The 17,459-nt window shown below is 45.5% G+C and carries 19 protein-coding genes; 1 reads left to right on the top strand and 18 read right to left on the bottom strand.

The features are described 5' to 3' along the window. Positions 1-10: 10 nt before the first annotated feature. From ybeD to rhlB, 8 genes are all read right to left on the bottom strand, one after another. Complete coding sequence (gene ybeD / locus DK430_RS05545) at positions 11-313, bottom strand: DUF493 family protein YbeD (RefSeq protein ID WP_109078100.1); 303 nt, start codon at positions 311-313, stop codon at positions 11-13. A 72-nt stretch (positions 314-385) separates the two neighbouring features. Continuing rightward, positions 386-1,579 (bottom strand): serine hydrolase, encoded by a 1,194-nt coding sequence (locus tag DK430_RS05540; protein WP_109078099.1) that lies wholly within the window; start codon positions 1,577-1,579, stop codon positions 386-388. A gap of 30 nt (positions 1,580-1,609) precedes the next feature. Next, positions 1,610-2,476 (bottom strand): septal ring lytic transglycosylase RlpA family protein, encoded by an 867-nt coding sequence (locus tag DK430_RS05535; protein WP_109078098.1) that lies wholly within the window; start codon positions 2,474-2,476, stop codon positions 1,610-1,612. A gap of 49 nt (positions 2,477-2,525) precedes the next feature. Continuing rightward, a complete protein-coding gene (gene rodA, locus DK430_RS05530) occupies positions 2,526-3,647 on the bottom strand; it encodes a rod shape-determining protein RodA (protein WP_109078097.1) in 1,122 nt (373 codons plus the stop codon). Further along, on the bottom strand, positions 3,634-5,580 hold the full coding sequence (gene mrdA / locus DK430_RS05525) for a penicillin-binding protein 2 (protein WP_109078096.1): 1,947 nt from the start codon (positions 5,578-5,580) through the stop codon (positions 3,634-3,636). The genes rodA and mrdA overlap by 14 nt, the downstream gene beginning before the upstream one ends. Positions 5,581-5,592: 12 nt before the next feature. Further along, a complete protein-coding gene (gene rlmH, locus DK430_RS05520; protein ID WP_109078095.1) occupies positions 5,593-6,060 on the bottom strand; it encodes a 23S rRNA (pseudouridine(1915)-N(3))-methyltransferase RlmH in 468 nt (155 codons plus the stop codon). A gap of 141 nt (positions 6,061-6,201) precedes the next feature. Continuing rightward, positions 6,202-6,510: a ribosome silencing factor gene (rsfS, locus tag DK430_RS05510; protein ID WP_109078094.1), complete on the bottom strand. Its 309-nt coding sequence runs from the start codon at positions 6,508-6,510 to the stop codon at positions 6,202-6,204. A 66-nt stretch (positions 6,511-6,576) separates the two neighbouring features. Continuing rightward, on the bottom strand, positions 6,577-7,833 hold the full coding sequence (rhlB, locus tag DK430_RS05505) for an ATP-dependent RNA helicase RhlB (protein ID WP_109078224.1): 1,257 nt from the start codon (positions 7,831-7,833) through the stop codon (positions 6,577-6,579). A 302-nt stretch (positions 7,834-8,135) separates the two neighbouring features. Between rhlB and rho the strand changes: the two genes are divergently transcribed. Further along, positions 8,136-9,398, top strand: coding sequence for a transcription termination factor Rho (rho, locus tag DK430_RS05500; protein WP_109078093.1), 1,263 nt, complete (start codon positions 8,136-8,138; stop codon positions 9,396-9,398). 122 nt (positions 9,399-9,520) lie between these two features. On the opposite strand, the gene DK430_RS05495 is transcribed toward rho, so the two are convergent. The 10 genes from DK430_RS05495 to DK430_RS05450 form a co-directional block, all read right to left on the bottom strand. Beyond that, positions 9,521-10,756 (bottom strand): MFS transporter, encoded by a 1,236-nt coding sequence (locus tag DK430_RS05495; protein WP_109078092.1) that lies wholly within the window; start codon positions 10,754-10,756, stop codon positions 9,521-9,523. 233 nt (positions 10,757-10,989) lie between these two features. Continuing rightward, complete coding sequence (acpP, locus tag DK430_RS05490; protein ID WP_005544465.1) at positions 10,990-11,220, bottom strand: acyl carrier protein; 231 nt, start codon at positions 11,218-11,220, stop codon at positions 10,990-10,992. Positions 11,221-11,491: 271 nt separating this feature from the next. Continuing rightward, entirely contained in the window at positions 11,492-12,220 is a 729-nt protein-coding gene (gene fabG, locus DK430_RS05485) for a 3-oxoacyl-ACP reductase FabG (protein WP_109078091.1), read from the bottom strand. A 24-nt stretch (positions 12,221-12,244) separates the two neighbouring features. Continuing rightward, a complete protein-coding gene (gene fabD / locus DK430_RS05480; protein WP_109078090.1) occupies positions 12,245-13,183 on the bottom strand; it encodes an ACP S-malonyltransferase in 939 nt (312 codons plus the stop codon). Positions 13,184-13,279: 96 nt separating this feature from the next. Beyond that, on the bottom strand, positions 13,280-14,230 hold the full coding sequence (locus DK430_RS05475; RefSeq protein WP_109078089.1) for a beta-ketoacyl-ACP synthase III: 951 nt from the start codon (positions 14,228-14,230) through the stop codon (positions 13,280-13,282). A 47-nt stretch (positions 14,231-14,277) separates the two neighbouring features. Continuing rightward, entirely contained in the window at positions 14,278-15,297 is a 1,020-nt protein-coding gene (gene plsX / locus DK430_RS05470) for a phosphate acyltransferase PlsX (protein WP_109078088.1), read from the bottom strand. A 25-nt stretch (positions 15,298-15,322) separates the two neighbouring features. Next, positions 15,323-15,493: a 50S ribosomal protein L32 gene (gene rpmF, locus DK430_RS05465; RefSeq protein WP_005544470.1), complete on the bottom strand. Its 171-nt coding sequence runs from the start codon at positions 15,491-15,493 to the stop codon at positions 15,323-15,325. A 16-nt stretch (positions 15,494-15,509) separates the two neighbouring features. Further along, positions 15,510-16,034 (bottom strand): 23S rRNA accumulation protein YceD, encoded by a 525-nt coding sequence (yceD, locus tag DK430_RS05460; protein WP_109078087.1) that lies wholly within the window; start codon positions 16,032-16,034, stop codon positions 15,510-15,512. A 100-nt stretch (positions 16,035-16,134) separates the two neighbouring features. Beyond that, the gene (gene bioC / locus DK430_RS05455; RefSeq protein ID WP_109078086.1) at positions 16,135-16,893 is read right to left on the bottom strand and encodes a malonyl-ACP O-methyltransferase BioC; all 759 of its coding nucleotides are present in this window, start codon (positions 16,891-16,893) and stop codon (positions 16,135-16,137) included. A 197-nt stretch (positions 16,894-17,090) separates the two neighbouring features. Next, positions 17,091-17,456: a hypothetical protein gene (locus tag DK430_RS05450; RefSeq protein ID WP_109078085.1), complete on the bottom strand. Its 366-nt coding sequence runs from the start codon at positions 17,454-17,456 to the stop codon at positions 17,091-17,093. Positions 17,457-17,459 lie beyond the last annotated feature (3 nt).

Genomic DNA, 17,459 nt, shown 5'->3' with positions numbered 1-17,459 from the left:
ACTTTGATGGTTACAACACCATCCGCACACCTTCAATCTCCGCCAATTCTTTATACAGCTTCTCGATTTGTTCGATGTTCTCGGCGCGTACGGTGATAGAGACGGAGTGATAGGTACCCTTGCCGCTTTCTTTCATACTTGGGTTGTAATCGTCTTTGATGGTTTTATGCACCACCTGAACCACGTCGTCCACTAAATCGGGACGGGCGGCGCCTACCACTTTGAAGGTGAAATCACAGGGGAATTCAAGCAGATCTTTTAATTTTTTATCTTGTGCCATGTCGGTTAAATTTACCGTTTTTTTATCAGTCATGGTATTTTCCTAAAAAATTTAACCGCACTCTCCGAAAAAAGTGCGGTCGGTTTTTCAAATGTTTTTTAAAGGCTAGTCAAATAAACTTTTGATGGTGAGCACTAACCAGTCCCAGATTTTGCCGAAGATACCGCCTTCTTTCACTTCCTGCAGGACTTGCAAGTTCACGCTGGCGATGTCTTTGCCATCCAGTTGGTAAATCACTTTACCCACAACCTGCCCTTTGGCAAGCGGCGCTTCAAGGTATTTTTTCTCCAATTCATAGCGTGCTTTAAGTTCGGCGCTTTTGCCCTTCGGAATAGTGATGAATGCGTCTTGCAATACCCCTAACTGCACATTGCTCTCATCCCCATAATACACGCGCTGTTCGGAAACAGGTTTACCACCAGGTTCCAGTGTTTTGAAGGTTTCAAAGTTGGCAAAGCCCCATTGTAATAATTTCTTGCTTTCCACTTCGCGGCCTTTATAAGTCGGCACGCCCATCACCACGGAAATCAAACGCATATTGTTCGGATTGGTTGCGGATGCTACGAGGTTGTAACCTGCTTTATCGGTGTGACCGGTTTTCATGCCGTCCACGTTGATGGTTTTGTCCCATAACAAACCGTTACGATTCGGCTGTTTGATTTTGTTAAAGGTAAAATCTTTTTCGGCATAAATTTTATATTCATCCGGCAAATCACGAATAATATGGGCGCCGATAATCGCCATATCGCGGGCGGAGGAATACTGATTATCTTCATCTAAACCATGCACGGTGGTGAAATGGGTATTTTTCAAACCGAACTGTTCTACATATTTATTCATGGTATCAACGAAGTTCATTACCGTGCCGGAAACGTGCTCCGCCATTGCCACACAAGCATCATTACCGGAAACGATGATGATGCCGCGATTTAAATCGGCAACGGAAACCTGTTGATTTAGATTTAAGAACATTTTGGACGAGCCCGGGAATTTCTGGCTCCAAGAACTTTCGGTGATGGTCACCATGTCCGTATTATGAATTTTGCCCTGTTTAAGCGCCTGACCTACTACATAGCTGGTCATCATTTTAGTCAAAGAAGCGGGATATTGACGTTGGTCCGGGTTAAGAGACGCCAAAATGGCGCCGGAGTTATAATCCATTAAGACATAGGTTTGCGCATTAATTTCCGGTACGGCAATGTTAAATTGCACGTCTTCCGCCGCCATTGCGCCGAGCGACATTGCCAATGCGCCTGCAACTACCGCAATCTTGCTGTTTTTTACTGCTTTGTTAAACATAATATTGAATATCCTACAATTATGTAATTGTTATTGATTATAAGAATACACAATCAGCGGTTCGGAATGATTGAGCCGTCTTAATTGTGTCTTCAATTCGCTAATTTCTTGTTTTGAACTAAAAGGCCCCAAATGGATATGGTATTTTTTACCATGTGCGGCAATTTCCGCTTTCACGTTACTTAACGCCAGATCCTGAATGATTCGCTCGGCATTTTTCTTACTGGCGACATTGACCATTTTAATTTCATAGCGTTCGGCATTTGTAGCCTTACGGCTTTGTCGCGTCTTAGTCGTCGCCGACGCAGAAGCAGTTTCATTATCGGCCAGGCGTTTTAACCCTTCTTCCGTTCTGCTGGTCTGTGCCAAGGTAGAAGTACCCGCGCCGGAAAGCTCGCCTTTGGCATCCACATGTAACGCTTCAACTTTAACCAATCCCATGCCGTAATTGACGATGCCGATTTCCTTCGCCGCCGCATGGGACAAATCAATAATACGATCTTTGGCGAACGGACCTCTGTCATTGATACGCACAATCACTTTACGTTGATTGTACATATTAGTGACGACCGCATAAGAATTCAACGGCAGGGTTTTGTGCGCCGCCGTATATAAAGTGGAATCGTAAATATCGCCGTTAGAGGTTTTGCGTCCGTTAAACTTATGATGGTAATAGCTGGCAATACCTTGTTTGGAATAATTTTTTGCCGTTTGGTGCGGCTTTGTGGTGTAGGTTTCCCCTTTTACATTATAGGTTTGCGCTTTATCGGACATCGGACGATAGGTCAACGACGGTCCTTCAATGCCATATAATTTTTTTGTTTCGGCTTGCACGGAAAGTGCGGTGCAAAATGAAAACAAAATCATCATATATTTTACAGTTTGCTTTAAATTCATTGAGTTTTTCTCCCCCTCTGTAAAGCACACAATTAAGAAAACTGAAAACTTAATTAGTTCCTTTCAGAAAGTGTTCTTTGTGAGTATGGATTGACATGACCAAACCGAAGCCCGCCATAATCGCCACATAAGACGTGCCGCCATAACTCACCAATGGTAAAGGCACGCCCACAACGGGTAAAATGCCGCTCACCATGCCGATGTTAACAAAGACATAAACGAAGAAAATTAACGTTAACGCCCCCACTAAAATGCGCCCGAAGGCACTTTGCGCATTAACACCAATCATTAAACCGCGCGCAACAATAAATAAATAAATGGCTAATAAAATCAGGAAGCCAATCATGCCGTATTCCTCACTCAACACGGCGAAAATGAAATCCGTATGCGGCTCGGGTAAAAATTCCAGCTGGGATTGCGTGCCTTGTAGCCAACCCTTGCCCCACATACCGCCGGAGCCGATAGCAATTTTAGATTGCCAAATATGATAACCCGCGCCCAATAAGTCTTTTTCCGGATCAAACAAGGTTAGCACGCGGGTTCTTTGATAATCGTGCATGAGGTAAAACCACATAATCGGGATAAACCCGGCGAGAGCGACAATGGCAATTAAAATGAGCCACCAACTCATGCCGGCTAAAAATACCACAAATAAGCCAGAACCGCTAACCAAAATTGATGTGCCTAAGTCGGGCTGAATCGCCACTAACAAGGTCGGCACAATAATAATGATCAGGGCAATAAAAGTTTCTTTTAATTTAATCGGCTGCGGACGATTGCCTAAATAGACCGCCACCATTAACGGCACCGCCAGTTTCACGATTTCCGACGGCTGAAAACGCACGACGCCCAAATCCAACCAACGTTGCGCTCCTTTACTGGTCGCGCCGATGAGATCCACCAAAATCAGCAAAACGATGCCGGCACCAAATAAATACGGCGCAATGCGCTTATAAAATTTCGGCGGGAATTGCGCCATGACCAACATCACGGCAAATCCGAGCGCCACTTGGACAATACGGCTACGAAACATGGCTTCGTTGGCACCAGAGGCGCTATATAACACCAACATACCGTAACCGGTAATCACCACCAATCCGATAAACAACCACAAATCAATGTGCAAACGTCGCCACAGTTCCAGCCAAATATTACGATCATTCATTTTCATTCGGCTCGTCTCCCATTTCAGGTTCGGCTTCCGGCAATGCCGGCACCTCCGTTTGCGGTGTGTTCTGCTTAAAATAGTAATCCATAATTTTTCTCACGATCGGTGCCGCATTACTGGAGCCGCCACCGGCATTTTCCAAAATCATCGACACCACAATCTGCGGATTATCATAAGGCGCAAACGCGGTAAACCAGGCATGATCGTGCAATTCTTTTTTAAGGCTTCCGGCATTATAGGTCTGGTTTTCTTTCAGACTGAATACCTGCGCCGTACCGGATTTTCCGGCAACGCGATAAGGCGTGCCGATAAAGGCCTTACGCCCCGTTCCGCCGGCGCCGTTCACCACGTTATACATACCGCGTTTTGCCTCATCCCAGAAAAACTGTTTCGGTTCGGTAATATCTTCGTATAACAACGGATCTTTATAAGGCTCCATTACGGAACCTTCCACGCTTTTCATTAAGTGCGGTGTGTTTACCTTACCGTTATTCACCAAAATACTGGTAGCTTTCGCTAACTGCAACGGCGTCGCTGTCCAATAGCCTTGTCCGATCCCTACGGAAATGGTATCGCCCTGCACCCAGGCTTTTTTATAACGCTTTTGCTTCCATTCACGGGTCGGCATATTGGCGCTGGTTTCTTCCTGAATATCAATCCCCGTCGGCACGCCGAAACCGAAACGCTTCATCCACTCTGACAGGCGATCGATGCCCAGATTGTAGGCGGTTTGATAAAAATAAGTATCGGAAGATTCGGTAATGGCTTTGTTTAAATTGGTCATGCCGTGCCCGCCTTTACGCCAGTCACGGAAACGTTTGGTGCTGTTCGGCAACATCCAATATCCCGGATCATAAATGGTCATATTCGGCGTGATTACATTTTCCTGCAAGGCGGAAACGGCAATGAAAGGTTTAACGGTAGAAGCCGGCGGATACGCCCCTTGCGTCACACGGCTATACAACGGACGATTCGGATCATTCAACAAACGGCGATAATCCGCCCCGGAAATCCCGTCCACAAAGAGATTATTGTCATAACTTGGTACGGAAACCATTGCCAAGATGCTGTTATCTTTCGGATCCATTACCACCACGGCGCCTTTATGCCCCGCCAATAAATCGGTCACATACAGCTGCAAATCCAAATCAATGGTTAAATGAATGCTTTTGCCAGCAATCGCCGGCTGCTCGCGTAATTTGCGAATGACTTTGCCGCGACTGTTCACTTCCACTTCTTCAAAACCGGTTGTGCCGTGCAGGGAATCCTCATAATAACGCTCAATGCCGAGTTTGCCCCAATCGTGCGTGCCGGAATAATTGGCGTATTTTTCCTCTTTTTTCAGACGTTCCACATCACGATCGTTAATTTTCGACACATAACCTAGAATATGGGTCAGCGGCTCACCGTACAAATAATGCCGTTTAAAATACGGCTTCACGTCCAAACTCGGGAAATTGTATTGGTTCACCGCAAAACGGGCGATTTGCTCTTCCGTCAAATTCGGTTTCAACATAATCGGCGTATAGCGGGAAGAACGGCGGCGTTCCTTTTTAAAGTTCTCAATGTCTTCATCGGTCAACCCCACCAGCACTTTTAATTCTTCAAAAGTGCGGTCTAAATTTTCCACCTTTTCAGGTACGATATATAAACCGAAGAAAGTTAAATTTTCCGCCAATAATTTACCGTTGCGATCGTAAATCAGCCCGCGTGTCGGCGGCAACGGCAACAACTTGATACGATTGCCGTTGGAACGGGTTTGATAGCCATCGTAATTAACCACCTGCAAATCATACAAGTTTAAAATCAACACCACCGACAACACCAACACGCCGATAAACGACACCAAAGCACGACGGGCAAACAAATTGCGTTCGGCTTTTTTATCACGAATCGGATCGTATTGCGGTTGATTTAATAATTTCTTTAAGCTCATCTTGTAATTGATTTATTCTCGATGATACGGATGGTTAGTGGTGAGTGACCAGGCGCGATACAGACTTTCCGCCACGACCACACGTACTAACGGATGTGGTAAGGTAAGCGGCGATAACGACCAACTTTGTTCGGCGGCAACCTTACATTCCGGCGACAGTCCTTCTGGCCCGCCAATAAGCAGACAAACATCGCGTCCGTCGTTTTTCCAACCTTCTAATTGTTGCGATAATTGTTCTGTGGTCCAAGGTTTACCGGGAATGTCCAAGGTGACGATTTTGCCTTTTCCCGCCGCCGCTAACATGGCTTTGCCTTCTTGTTCCAAAATGCGTTTAATATCGGCATTTTTGCCCCGTTTCCCGGCGGGGATTTCAATCAGTTCAAAAGGCATGTCTTTCGGAAAGCGGCGTTGGTATTCCTCAAAACCCGTGGTGACCCACGCCGGCATTTTGGTTCCTACCGCAATCAACTGAATTTTCACCTTTCGCTCCTAAAAAACACCTTTAAAAACACTTGGAAAATTACTCATAAATCACTGGAGTGATTTATTCGCCCCTGCGGGGCCGTTGGCAAAGCCAACGTTCAAAAAACGTTGTTTTTTGTGACCGCACTTTTATGGCGCTTACGCCCAAAGTTTTTCCAACTGATACATTTCACGGCTTTCCGCCTGCATGATATGCACGATGGCGTCGCCCAAATCCACCACCACCCAATCAGCGGTGTCTTTGCCTTCATCGCCGAACACGTCAATGCCGGCAAGTTTGCATTCGGTAATGAGTTTCTGCGCCAAGGAAGACACATGACGGGATGACGTGCCTGTGCACAAAATCATGGTATCGGTAATGGAAGATTTGCCCTTCACATTTAACGGTAAAATATCGGTGGCTTTTAAATCGTCTAATTTATTGACGACGAAATCGACTAATGACATTATTTTTCCTCAATTGACAAAAGGCGCGAATTTTAACATTGAATAAAATTCACGCCAATCTTTTGACTAGCGTTTTGCCCGAAACGGCTTGCGACGATTGTTATTCTGCGCGTTGAAATTGCTTTGCCGTTTCAATCGATAAGGCTTCGGAATGTCCTGCAACAACGCGTTCGGATCGTATTGGCTGACGGGAATGTTGTGCCCGATATATTCTTCGATCGCCGGTAAATTCATAGCGTATTGTTCACAGGCAAAGCTGATGGAAATGCCGCTTTCACCGGCACGCCCGGTACGCCCGATGCGATGTACATAATCTTCCCGATCATCCGGCAAATCGTAGTTGAACACATGGGTCACTTCGGCAATATGCAACCCGCGCGCCGCCACATCCGTCGCCACCAAAATATCCAAGTCGCCGTCGGTAAATTGTTTCAATAAAGACAGACGTTTTTTCTGCGCCACATCGCCCGTTAATAAACCCACGCGATGTCCGTCCGCCGCCAAATAGCCCCAGATTTCTTCACATTTATGTTTGGTATTGGCGAAGATAATGCAACGCTCCGGCCATTCTTCTTCCAGCAACGTCAGCAACAGTGGGATTTTGTCGTGGTTGGAGGGGTAAAATAATTCTTCTTTAATTTGCTGCCCGGTTTTTTGTTCCGGCTCAATTTCCACATATTCCGGATCGTTCATATCTTCAAAGGCAAGCTCACGCACTTTGTAAGACAAGGTCGCCGAGAACAACATGGTCAGCCGTTGTTGTGGCGGCGGACATTTGCGCAGTAAATAGCGAATATCGCGAATAAAGCCCAAATCGAACATACGATCCGCCTCGTCCAACACCACCGTTTGAATCTGATCCAAGCGGATAATGCCCTGTTTCACATAATCAATTACCCGCCCCGTGGTGCCGATCAACACATCCACGCCGTTTTCAATGGCTTTTAATTGCTTATCGTAACCGTCGCCGCCGTAAGCAAGTGCGGTCTTAAATTTTGTCGTTTTTAAGAAAATCTGTGCGTCATGTTCGATTTGCACCGCCAATTCGCGGGTCGGCGCCAAAATCAAGGCGCGTGGCTGGTTGCCTTCCGTTTGCTTCGGATAGGTCAATAAATGGTGAAAAAGTGCGGTCAAAAATGCGATCGTTTTTCCTGTGCCGGTTTGCGCCTGCCCGGCAACGTCTTTGCCTTGTAAAGTCACCGGCAATGAAAGCGCCTGAATGGGCGTACAAAAATCAAATCCTTTGTCGTTTAACGCCTGTAAAACCAAAGGATGTAACGGGAAATCGGCGAAACGCGCCGAGCTTAAATAATTCTGTTGCATAATCTTAAATTCATCGTAAAAAATTGCCGCTAAGGATAGCACGAACAAGGCAAATCCCCAAAAATTACACGCAATTAATTGAGGGAATTTTGTAAACAAAGATTAAAGAGGAAAACGAAAAAACGCCTGTAAAAACCACCGCACTTTTCCGGCAACATCCCGGCGAAACCGAACAAAATCAGAAAAAATCCGCTAAAAACTAGACAGTGCCTAAATTTAATGCTAATTTACGCACCAATTTCAAATTCACTTCCATTCATTTATTTCTAAACATTCAACTCTAAACAAACTTCAAATTAACTATGCATCTTACAGAACTTAAAAATATGCCGGTTTCCGATCTGGTGAGACTTGGCGAAGATCAAATGGGCTTGGAGAATTTAGCCCGTTTACGCAAACAAGACATTGTTTTTGCGATTTTGAAACAGCACGCCAAAGGTGGGGAAGATATTTTCGGCGGCGGCGTATTGGAAATCTTACCGGACGGCTTCGGCTTCCTCCGTTCGGCGGATAGCTCCTATTTAGCCGGTCCGGATGATATTTATGTGAGCCCAAGCCAAATTCGTCGTTTCAATTTGCAGACGGGGGATAAAATCGAAGGGAAAATTCGACCGCCGAAAGAAGGCGAACGCTATTTTGCCCTCCTCAAAGTTGACCAAGTCAATGACGACAAACCGGAAGTCTCCCGCAGCAAGATCCTTTTCGAAAACTTAACCCCATTACACGCCAACTCCCGTTTAAGAATGGAACGCGGCAACGGCTCTACCGAAGATTTAACCGCCCGTATTTTAGATTTAGCCTCCCCTATCGGGAAAGGTCAGCGCGGCTTAATCGTGGCGCCGCCGAAAGCGGGTAAAACCATGTTGCTGCAAAATATCGCGCAAAGCATTACCCACAATTACCCTGACGTCGAACTTATCGTGTTACTGATCGACGAACGTCCGGAAGAGGTAACGGAAATGCAACGCTCGGTAAAAGGCGAAGTGATTGCGTCCACCTTTGACGAACCGGCGACCCGTCACGTTCAGGTCGCGGAAATGGTGATTGAAAAAGCCAAACGTTCCGTCGAACACAAAAAAGACGTGGTGATTTTGCTCGACTCCATCACCCGTTTAGCGCGCGCTTACAATACCGTGACCCCAGCATCCGGCAAAATCTTATCCGGTGGTGTGGACGCCAACGCCTTACATCGTCCGAAACGTTTCTTCGGTGCGGCGCGTAACGTGGAAGAAGGCGGCAGCCTGACCATTATCGCCACCGCCTTAGTGGATACCGGTTCAAAAATGGACGAAGTGATCTTCGAAGAATTTAAAGGCACCGGTAACATGGAATTGCACCTTTCCCGTAAAATCGCGGAAAAACGCGTATTCCCGGCAATCGATTTCAACCGTTCAGGCACACGTAAGGAAGACTTGCTTACCACACCTGACGAGTTGCAAAAAATGTGGATTCTGCGCAAAATCCTTAACCCGATGGGCGAAGTGGAAGCGATGGAATTCCTTATCGACAAACTCGCCGTGGCGAAAACCAACGAAGAGTTTTTTGAGATCATGAAACGCTCGTAATTCTTACCGCACTTTCCATGAAAAAGCCGCTGTTGATAATCTTAACAGCGGTTTTTTGTTATTGGTTCATCAGCAAAAGTGCGGTGAAAAAACACGCCGTTTTTAGACCGTACTTTCTTGCATTAATGCAATTCTTTGCCCTTCAACTCCGGTACAAGGAACACCGTTGCCAACATATCAATGACATAAATCACCGCCAATAAGGCAATAGCGGTTTGGAAGGAATAGGCGGACACTACGGCGCCTACCACGATCGGGCCGAATCCACCGACCGCACGCCCTAAGTTAAACAAGACATTTTGTGCGGTAGCACGGGCTTGGGTCGGGTAGGCTTCCGCCATTAAAGCACCATAACCGCCCATCATGCCGTTCACGAACATCCCTAAAAACGCGCCGGCAATCAACATGGCGGTCGGATCCGTTAATTGGGAATAGGCGAAAATGCTCACCACCGCGCCCGCTTGGAATAATAGGAAGCTTGGTTTGCGCCCGATATGATCCGCCAAGCGGCCGAAAATCCAGATGCCGACCATCATTCCGCACACGGTAACCGCAGTCCAAATACCGGATTTGGTCAGGCTGAAGCCAAGTCGTTTGGAGAGAAAATTCGGCATCCAAATCATAATGCCGTAATAACCGAAGTTTTGCACGGAAGTCAACACCACCACGCCCAAGCTGATTTTGGTGGTGGCTTTGTCTTTCACCAAGAGTTTGAACGATTGTAATTTAGACGACCAACGGCTTTTTTCCGGTTTAGCTTGGGAAAGTGCGGTCTGTTTTTGTACGAAAATTTCCGGCTCATGCAAATGTGCGCGTAAATACCACGCCACAAACGCCGGGAAGATCCCCACCACAAACATGCCGCGCCAACCGATGTGCGGCAGCAATACCGGCGTCAGTAATGCCGCGCCCAGTACGCCCACCTGCCAACCGAGCGCTACATAAGATGCCGCTTTGGCACGATGACGGGCCGGCCAGGCTTCTGCCGCCAACGCCATACCGATACCGAACTCACCGCCCAAACCGATACCGGCGATGGTACGATAAATCAGCAGATCCCAGTAGCCCTGCGCCAGCGCACATAAACCGGTGAAAACGGCGAATAAGATGATTGTCCAAGTGAGTACGCGAACACGTCCGTATTTGTCACTCAGCGCACCAAAGACGATACCGCCGAAAACCGCGCCCACTAAGGTCCAAGTTACCAAAGAGCCGCCTTGAGCCGGGGTTAACCCTAAATCGGCGGAAATGGCACTTAACATGAAACCGAGGATGAGAAGATCGAAACCGTCCATGGCATAACCCACGGCGGAACCCAGCAAGGCTTTCCAGCCATAGCTATTTACTTTTGTTGTCATTTTGAATTGTCCTTCTGTTACTCACAGGTAACATTTAAAGTTGAGAGAGAAAGGATTTCTTAGGCTGTGTAAACAAGGCTAAAAAATTGTGCGCTAGTTTACTGCTTTCAGGAAAAATTTCAACAAAGAAGGATAAAAGTGCGGTCGTTTTTAGATGTGTTTTTTTATAGCAGAAATGGGATCGGCAGATAAAATTTAGGCGGTTATGAAAACCGCCTAAATTAGAAAATCAATTATTGATTGTTTTGAACGTAATCAATCGCTGATTGAACTGTTGTGATTTTTTCTGCTTCTTCGTCAGGAATTTCGATATCGAATTCTTCTTCTAAAGCCATCACCAATTCAACAGTATCTAAAGAATCCGCACCTAAATCTTCAACGAAAGACGCTTCAGGTTTTACATCTTCTTCTTTCACGCCTAATTGTTCAACGATGATTTTTTTTACGCGTTCTTCAATGCTCATTTGTTTCTTCCTATGTTTAAGTTTTCGCTTACTGCGATAAGTTACGTAGTGTATGTATTTGCAAAAAATTTGCAACGTTTCCGGTGAGAGGTCAAACCTCAAAAAAACATTGAATTTTCACAACAACATACAGTGAAAAAATAGTTACGTCTTTCACGAACCCTTGAATGACCTAACCAAGTTACATTGCGGAGGGGATTTTAACACTAAGCCGAACGTTTGGCTATTGCTTTTCTCCGATTTGCCGCATGGAACCTTTGGCTAACGCCGCTTAGCTCATGTACATGCCGCCGTTAACGTGCAACGTTGTGCCGTTGATGTATGCCGCATCGTCCGAAGCCAAAAATGCCACCGCTTTGGCAATGTCTTTCGGCTCGCCTAAACGCCCTGCCGGAATTTGAGTTAACAGGTTGTTTTTTAATTCTTCACTTAACACTTCCGTCATGTCGGTGGCAATAAAACCCGGTGCAACGACGTTTACGGTAATGCCGCGTGATGCCACTTCTTTTGCCAAGGCTTTACTAAAACCGATTAAACCCGCTTTTGCCGCACAGTAGTTACTTTGTCCCGGGTTACCGGAAGAGCCTACGACAGAACCGATGTTAATGATGCGCCCAAAACGTTTTTTCATCATACTGCGTAACATGGCTTTGGAAAGGTGATAAACGGAGCTTAAGTTGGTTTGTAAAATATCGAACCATTCCTCATCTTTCATACGCATTAACAAATTGTCGCGGGTAATGCCGGCGTTGTTGACCAAAATATCGATGTCACCGAATTCTTTTTTGATGTATTCCAATACCGCTTCGATAGAGGCTTGATCGGCGACGTTTAGCACCAATCCTCTGCCTTTTTCGCCCAAATAGACAGAAATGCTTTCAGCGCCTTTTTCGGAGGTCGCCGTACCAATTACGAACGCACCTTTGGATGCCAATTCTTCCGCTACCGCACGACCGATACCGCGCGTTGCGCCTGTCACTAATGCAATTTTGCCTTGCATAGGTTTACTCCTTTTTCGTCCTTATTATGCTAATACTTCTTCGATTGAATCCAAGGATTTCACGTCATTAACAGACACCGCCTGCAATGAATCTACAATACGCTTGGTTAACCCGTTTAACACTTTGCCCGGGCCGATTTCCACCAACACTTCTACACCGTTGTGCGCCATTTTTTCTACCGTTTCCGTCCAACGCACAGGGCTGTAAAGTTGACGAACCAACGCGTGACGGATAGCCTCGGCTTCACTTTCCCCTTTCACATCTACGTTGTTCAGAACAGAAACCGTCGGTTCTTTTAACGTAATGCTTTCTAAAGAAACGGACAATTGATCCGCCGCCGGCTTCATTAAAGCACAGTGGGAAGGCACGCTCACCGCTAACGGTAACGCGCGTTTGGCGCCAGCTTCTTTACATAATGCCGCCGCACGTTCTACCGCCGCTTTGCTACCTGCTATCACCACTTGTCCCGGCGAGTTAAAGTTCACCGCAGAAACCACCTCGCCCTGCTCCGCTTGTTTACAAGCGTTAATAATCGCTTCGTTATCCAAGCCGATAATCGCATACATAGCGCCCGTGCCTTCAGGTACAGCTTGTTGCATAAGCTTGCCGCGCAATTCCACCAACTTAACGGCGTCTTGGAAATCTAACACACCGGCACACACTAGGGCGGAATATTCACCCAAGCTATGCCCTGCCATCACATCAGGTTTGAACTGCGGGTATTTTTCCTGCCACACACGATAAATCGCCACAGACGCAGTTAACAACGCAGGCTGAGTTTGCCAGGTTTTATTCAACTCTTCCGCCGGGCCTTGTTGCACCAATTGCCACAAATCATAGCCCAATACCTCGGATGCCAGTTTGAAAGTGTCCTGCACCACAGGATAATCCGCCGCCAATTCAGCAAGCATACCCACGGCTTGTGAGCCTTGCCCCGGGAAAACCATTGCAAATTTTTTCATACTTTTTTTCCTACTTAAAAATGTGAGAAAAACCGACCGCACTTTAAGTGTCAATACCTAAAAAGTGCGGTCATAAAATCCATTAAATTTTTGTTATTAGAACCTAACCAGTGCGGATCCCCAAGTCCAACCACCGCCGAAGGCTTCCAGCAACAACAGTTGCCCTCGTTGAATACGTCCGTCGCGCACCGCTTCATCCAACGCCACCGGCACCGTTGCCGCGCTGTTATTGGCATAACGATCGAGCGTTACCACCACTTGCGACATATCCATTTCCAGTTTTTTCGCCGTTGCCGTGATAATGCGTAAATTCGCCTGATGCGGCACCAACCAGTCAATGTCTTTTTTATCTAAGTTATTGGCAGCCAGGGTTTCTTCCACCACGTTGGAAAGCTCACGCACGGCAAGTTTAAAGGTTTCGTTGCCTTGCATTTCGATATAACCGGATTTGGCTTCACCACGCTCAGGTTGCGGAAGCACTAACGCAGCATTTTTATCTGCCGAAGCGTGTAAATGGGTAGAAATAATGCCTTCTTGTTCGGAAGTTTGCAAAATCACCGCACCTGCGCCGTCACCAAATAACACCACCGTGCTACGATCCGTTTCATCTAATTTACGGGAATTTAAATCAGAACCGATAACCAAGGCTTTTTTCACTTTGCCGCTACGAATAAATTGATCCGCAATGCCTAAGGCATACACAAAGCCTGTACAGGCGGCGGCAATATCGAAAGAAATGGCATCATCAATTTCCAACATACCTTGAATCTGGCAAGCAGCACTTGGATAAGCATGAGAATTACTGGTGGTAGCGACTAATACCAATTCGATTTCCTGCGGGTCAATATCAGCCGCTTCAATGGCTTTTTTTGCCGCTTCAAGGCCCATGGTGGAGACGGTTTCATCAGGACCGGCAATACGGCGTTCACGAATACCGGAACGGGTTACAATCCATTCATCTGAAGTATCTACCATTTTTTCTAAATCGGCGTTGGTGCGGATATTTTTGGGCAAATAGCTACCGGTGGATAAAATTTTGCTAAACATAGTCATCTCGTTAAAAATAGCAAGGAAACTCACTAACCTATTGATATTTAATTCTTATTTAAACCCGCTAAAATTTTTTGCGGAATTTGACGGCGGGCTTGTAGCGCCGCATCGGCAATGGCATTGGCAAAAGCCTCGATATTTGCACTGCCGTGGCTTTTCACCACGACGGAAGTTAAACCAATCAAAGAAGCGCCATTATATTGATCCGGATTGATTTTTTTTAAGCGTTGGTATCTGTCTTTAAATAAAGATCGGATTAAGCAGCCGAAAACGGTACTTAATATACTATTTTTCTTTTCACTTTTCAGTAGTGAAATCACATTCTTCGCGGCGCCTTCCAAAGTTTTTAGGGCGACATTACCGGCGAAACCGTCACTGACAATCACATCCACCATGCCGTTTAACAGGAAATTCCCTTCGATAAAACCGACGTAATTAAGTGCGGTGTCTTTTTGCAGTAAATCGGCGGCGTCGCGCAAAGATTTGTAGCCTTTCACCGCCTCAATGCCGATATTTAACAAAGCAATGCGCGGATAGACCAAATCCAAGGTATTTTCGGCGAAAATGGCGCCCATTAAGGCAAATTGATATAAATTTTCCGCATCACATTCTACGTTGGCACCCAGATCAAGCATGATGGTGCGCCCGCCGGTGATGGTAGGAATGGTAGAAATCAACGCAGGGCGATGGATGCCTTCCAGCGGTTGCAATAAAATTTTTGACAGTCCCATTAACGAAGCCGTGTCTCCGGCGCTGACACAAGCTTGCGCCATTCCTTTTTGCACAGCTTCGATCGCCAGACGCATTGACGTATCTTTGCTGTGACGTAAAGCATAGGAAATACCTTGCCGATTATCAATAACACGAGCGCAATGAACAATATCGCAACGTTGTCGAATAGAATTAGGGGCTGCGGATAAAAGCGGAAGGATTTGTTGGCGATCGCCGAACAGTACAAGAGAAAGCGTTGGATCACGCTCCAAGGCTAATATGGATGCTGGGATAGTAATACGGGGACCTATGTCCCCGCCCATCGCATCTAACGCAAGGGTTAGACGACTCAAGTGATTACCTTTTTGTAATGGATAATTACTTGTTAATCACTTTACGACCACGATAGTAACCGTCAGCGGTTACATGGTGACGCAAATGAGTTTCACCACTTGCTTTATCAACAGAGACTGCAGCTGTGGTTAACGCATCGTGTGAACGACGCATATCACGACGTGAACGGGATTTTTTATTTTGTTGAACAGCCATTGGCTATACTCCTAAATTATTTTTGCTTTAAATTAGCTAATACAGCGAACGGGTTCGGTTTTTTTGCCAGTTCTTCCGGCAATTCGCCAAAAACCTGTTCAGCCACGGACACTTCACAGTGTTCAGATGAATGCATTGGCACAATCGGCAGACTTAAAATTAATTCGTCTTCAATCGTACCGAGTAAATCTATTTCACCGAATTCATTGAATTCAATTGGCTCATAGATTTCCGGCAATACATCAATTTGATCCAAATTAGCCACCGGACTGTAACAAAATTCACAATCGATGGTGTAAGTAAACGGCTCACCACAACGCTGACAATTCAACTCAACATCAACATTGGCATGACCTTTCATGACAACCAATTTTTGCGGATCAATAAAGAACGATAATGTAACCTGTGCATCGCTGAGCACTTTACTGACCGATTCGGCAAGACGGGTTAATTGATTAACGGAGTAATAACCCTGATAATCCAATCTTCGTTGTGCGTCTTTCACCGGATCAACAGTGAGGGGTAGTTTTACCTTTTGCATAGGGAGCGCATATTACCCTTTGGGAATAAAATAGTCAAAGGAAATTATTACCCTTTTACTTAAAAAACCGTGTGGAAATCTCACTCCGTCGCACAATTTTTTATTTCTTTCTCACCAACACAAAAATCGGGGTATAAGTTAAGCTGACTTTGCCCGAATAATCCGCATAGCGTCGACGATACTGATCGCAAAATTGCACGATTTTATCCCGACTCCAAATCTGGTTATTGGTTGCCGTGACGCCGGTTTCTTTTAAATGTCTTAACACCAATAACGGAGAATCGAATTTTAACTGGATTTGCGTTTGTTCCAAATGCGTTAGATGAAATGCCTCCAACAACCAGCTGTACCACTGACATAAATGCGGGTAATCCAAACCGATGCCGCTTAATTTTCTTACTTCGGTAAGATTTTCCGGTGTAAAAGTACTAAATAACAAGACACCGTTGGGATTTAAGCGATCTAAACAAGATTGAATAAATTGCTGTTGATTTTCAAACCATTGCACGGTGGAACAAGACACAATCAAATCGTATTTTTTCTCGGTGAACGCCAAATTTTCGCCGTCTGCCTGATAAAACGCATAATTTTGATGAGGAAGATTCTTTTTTAATTGTTCGGAAACATCACACAAATCATTCAGGTCCCAATTTTTCGGGTGAATGTTCTGCATTAAGAGACGGGTGAAAATCCCTGTGCCACAGCCGATTTCCAACACATTTTGAAAACCGGTTAATTGATTTTTTAATAAGATTTGAAGTAAATGTTGCCCAATTTCCTGCTGAGCGATAGCATTTTGTTCATAACTTTCCAATGCTTCAGAAAAAAATTGAGCAACCCGCTGTTTATTAATCACCATGATGTTTTATGAAAAGCGCGTTGTTAGTTATTTAATAAAAAAACACCATCACTAAATAAATGGTCCTTAGGTTAGTGATAGGAGAAATCAGGGCACTATTCTACATGAAAAATCCCTACACATTTTAGGCTTTACAAGGAATTTACACTGAATTACATAGGGTTACATAAAGTTACACATTGTTACAGAAAACCAAATCAAGCGGCAAAAAACAGTAACAAGAATTGCATTCCTGTGCCGTATAAGACATATTTCCACAATGTTAAAGTCCCCTGTATACGTTCCCCAATATGACGATCACCTTGCGACATTTTCAGCTTTAACGCCTCAAGCGCATTATCCAATTCTTCCGTGGTAATGTGCTGTTGTGCCAAATCCTGAAATAGCATTTGGTCAAAATAAAGACGAATGTGCAAATAAAGCAAGGCAACGCAAAGTAAAATCTGTAAACAAAAGAACCCCAAACCAAAGCGGGAGGACAAGGCAAAAATCACCAGATTCAACACGGCGACGTAACGTGCCGTAGCAAGCAGATGAGCGGTTAAACGGGCTTGAGCGGACATAAT

The sequence above is a fragment of the Aggregatibacter kilianii genome (assembly GCF_003129965.1).
Classification (GTDB): domain Bacteria; phylum Pseudomonadota; class Gammaproteobacteria; order Enterobacterales; family Pasteurellaceae; genus Aggregatibacter; species Aggregatibacter kilianii_A.
Note: the sequence above shows the minus strand (reverse complement) of the source record. Positions and strands in the feature narration are given on the sequence as shown.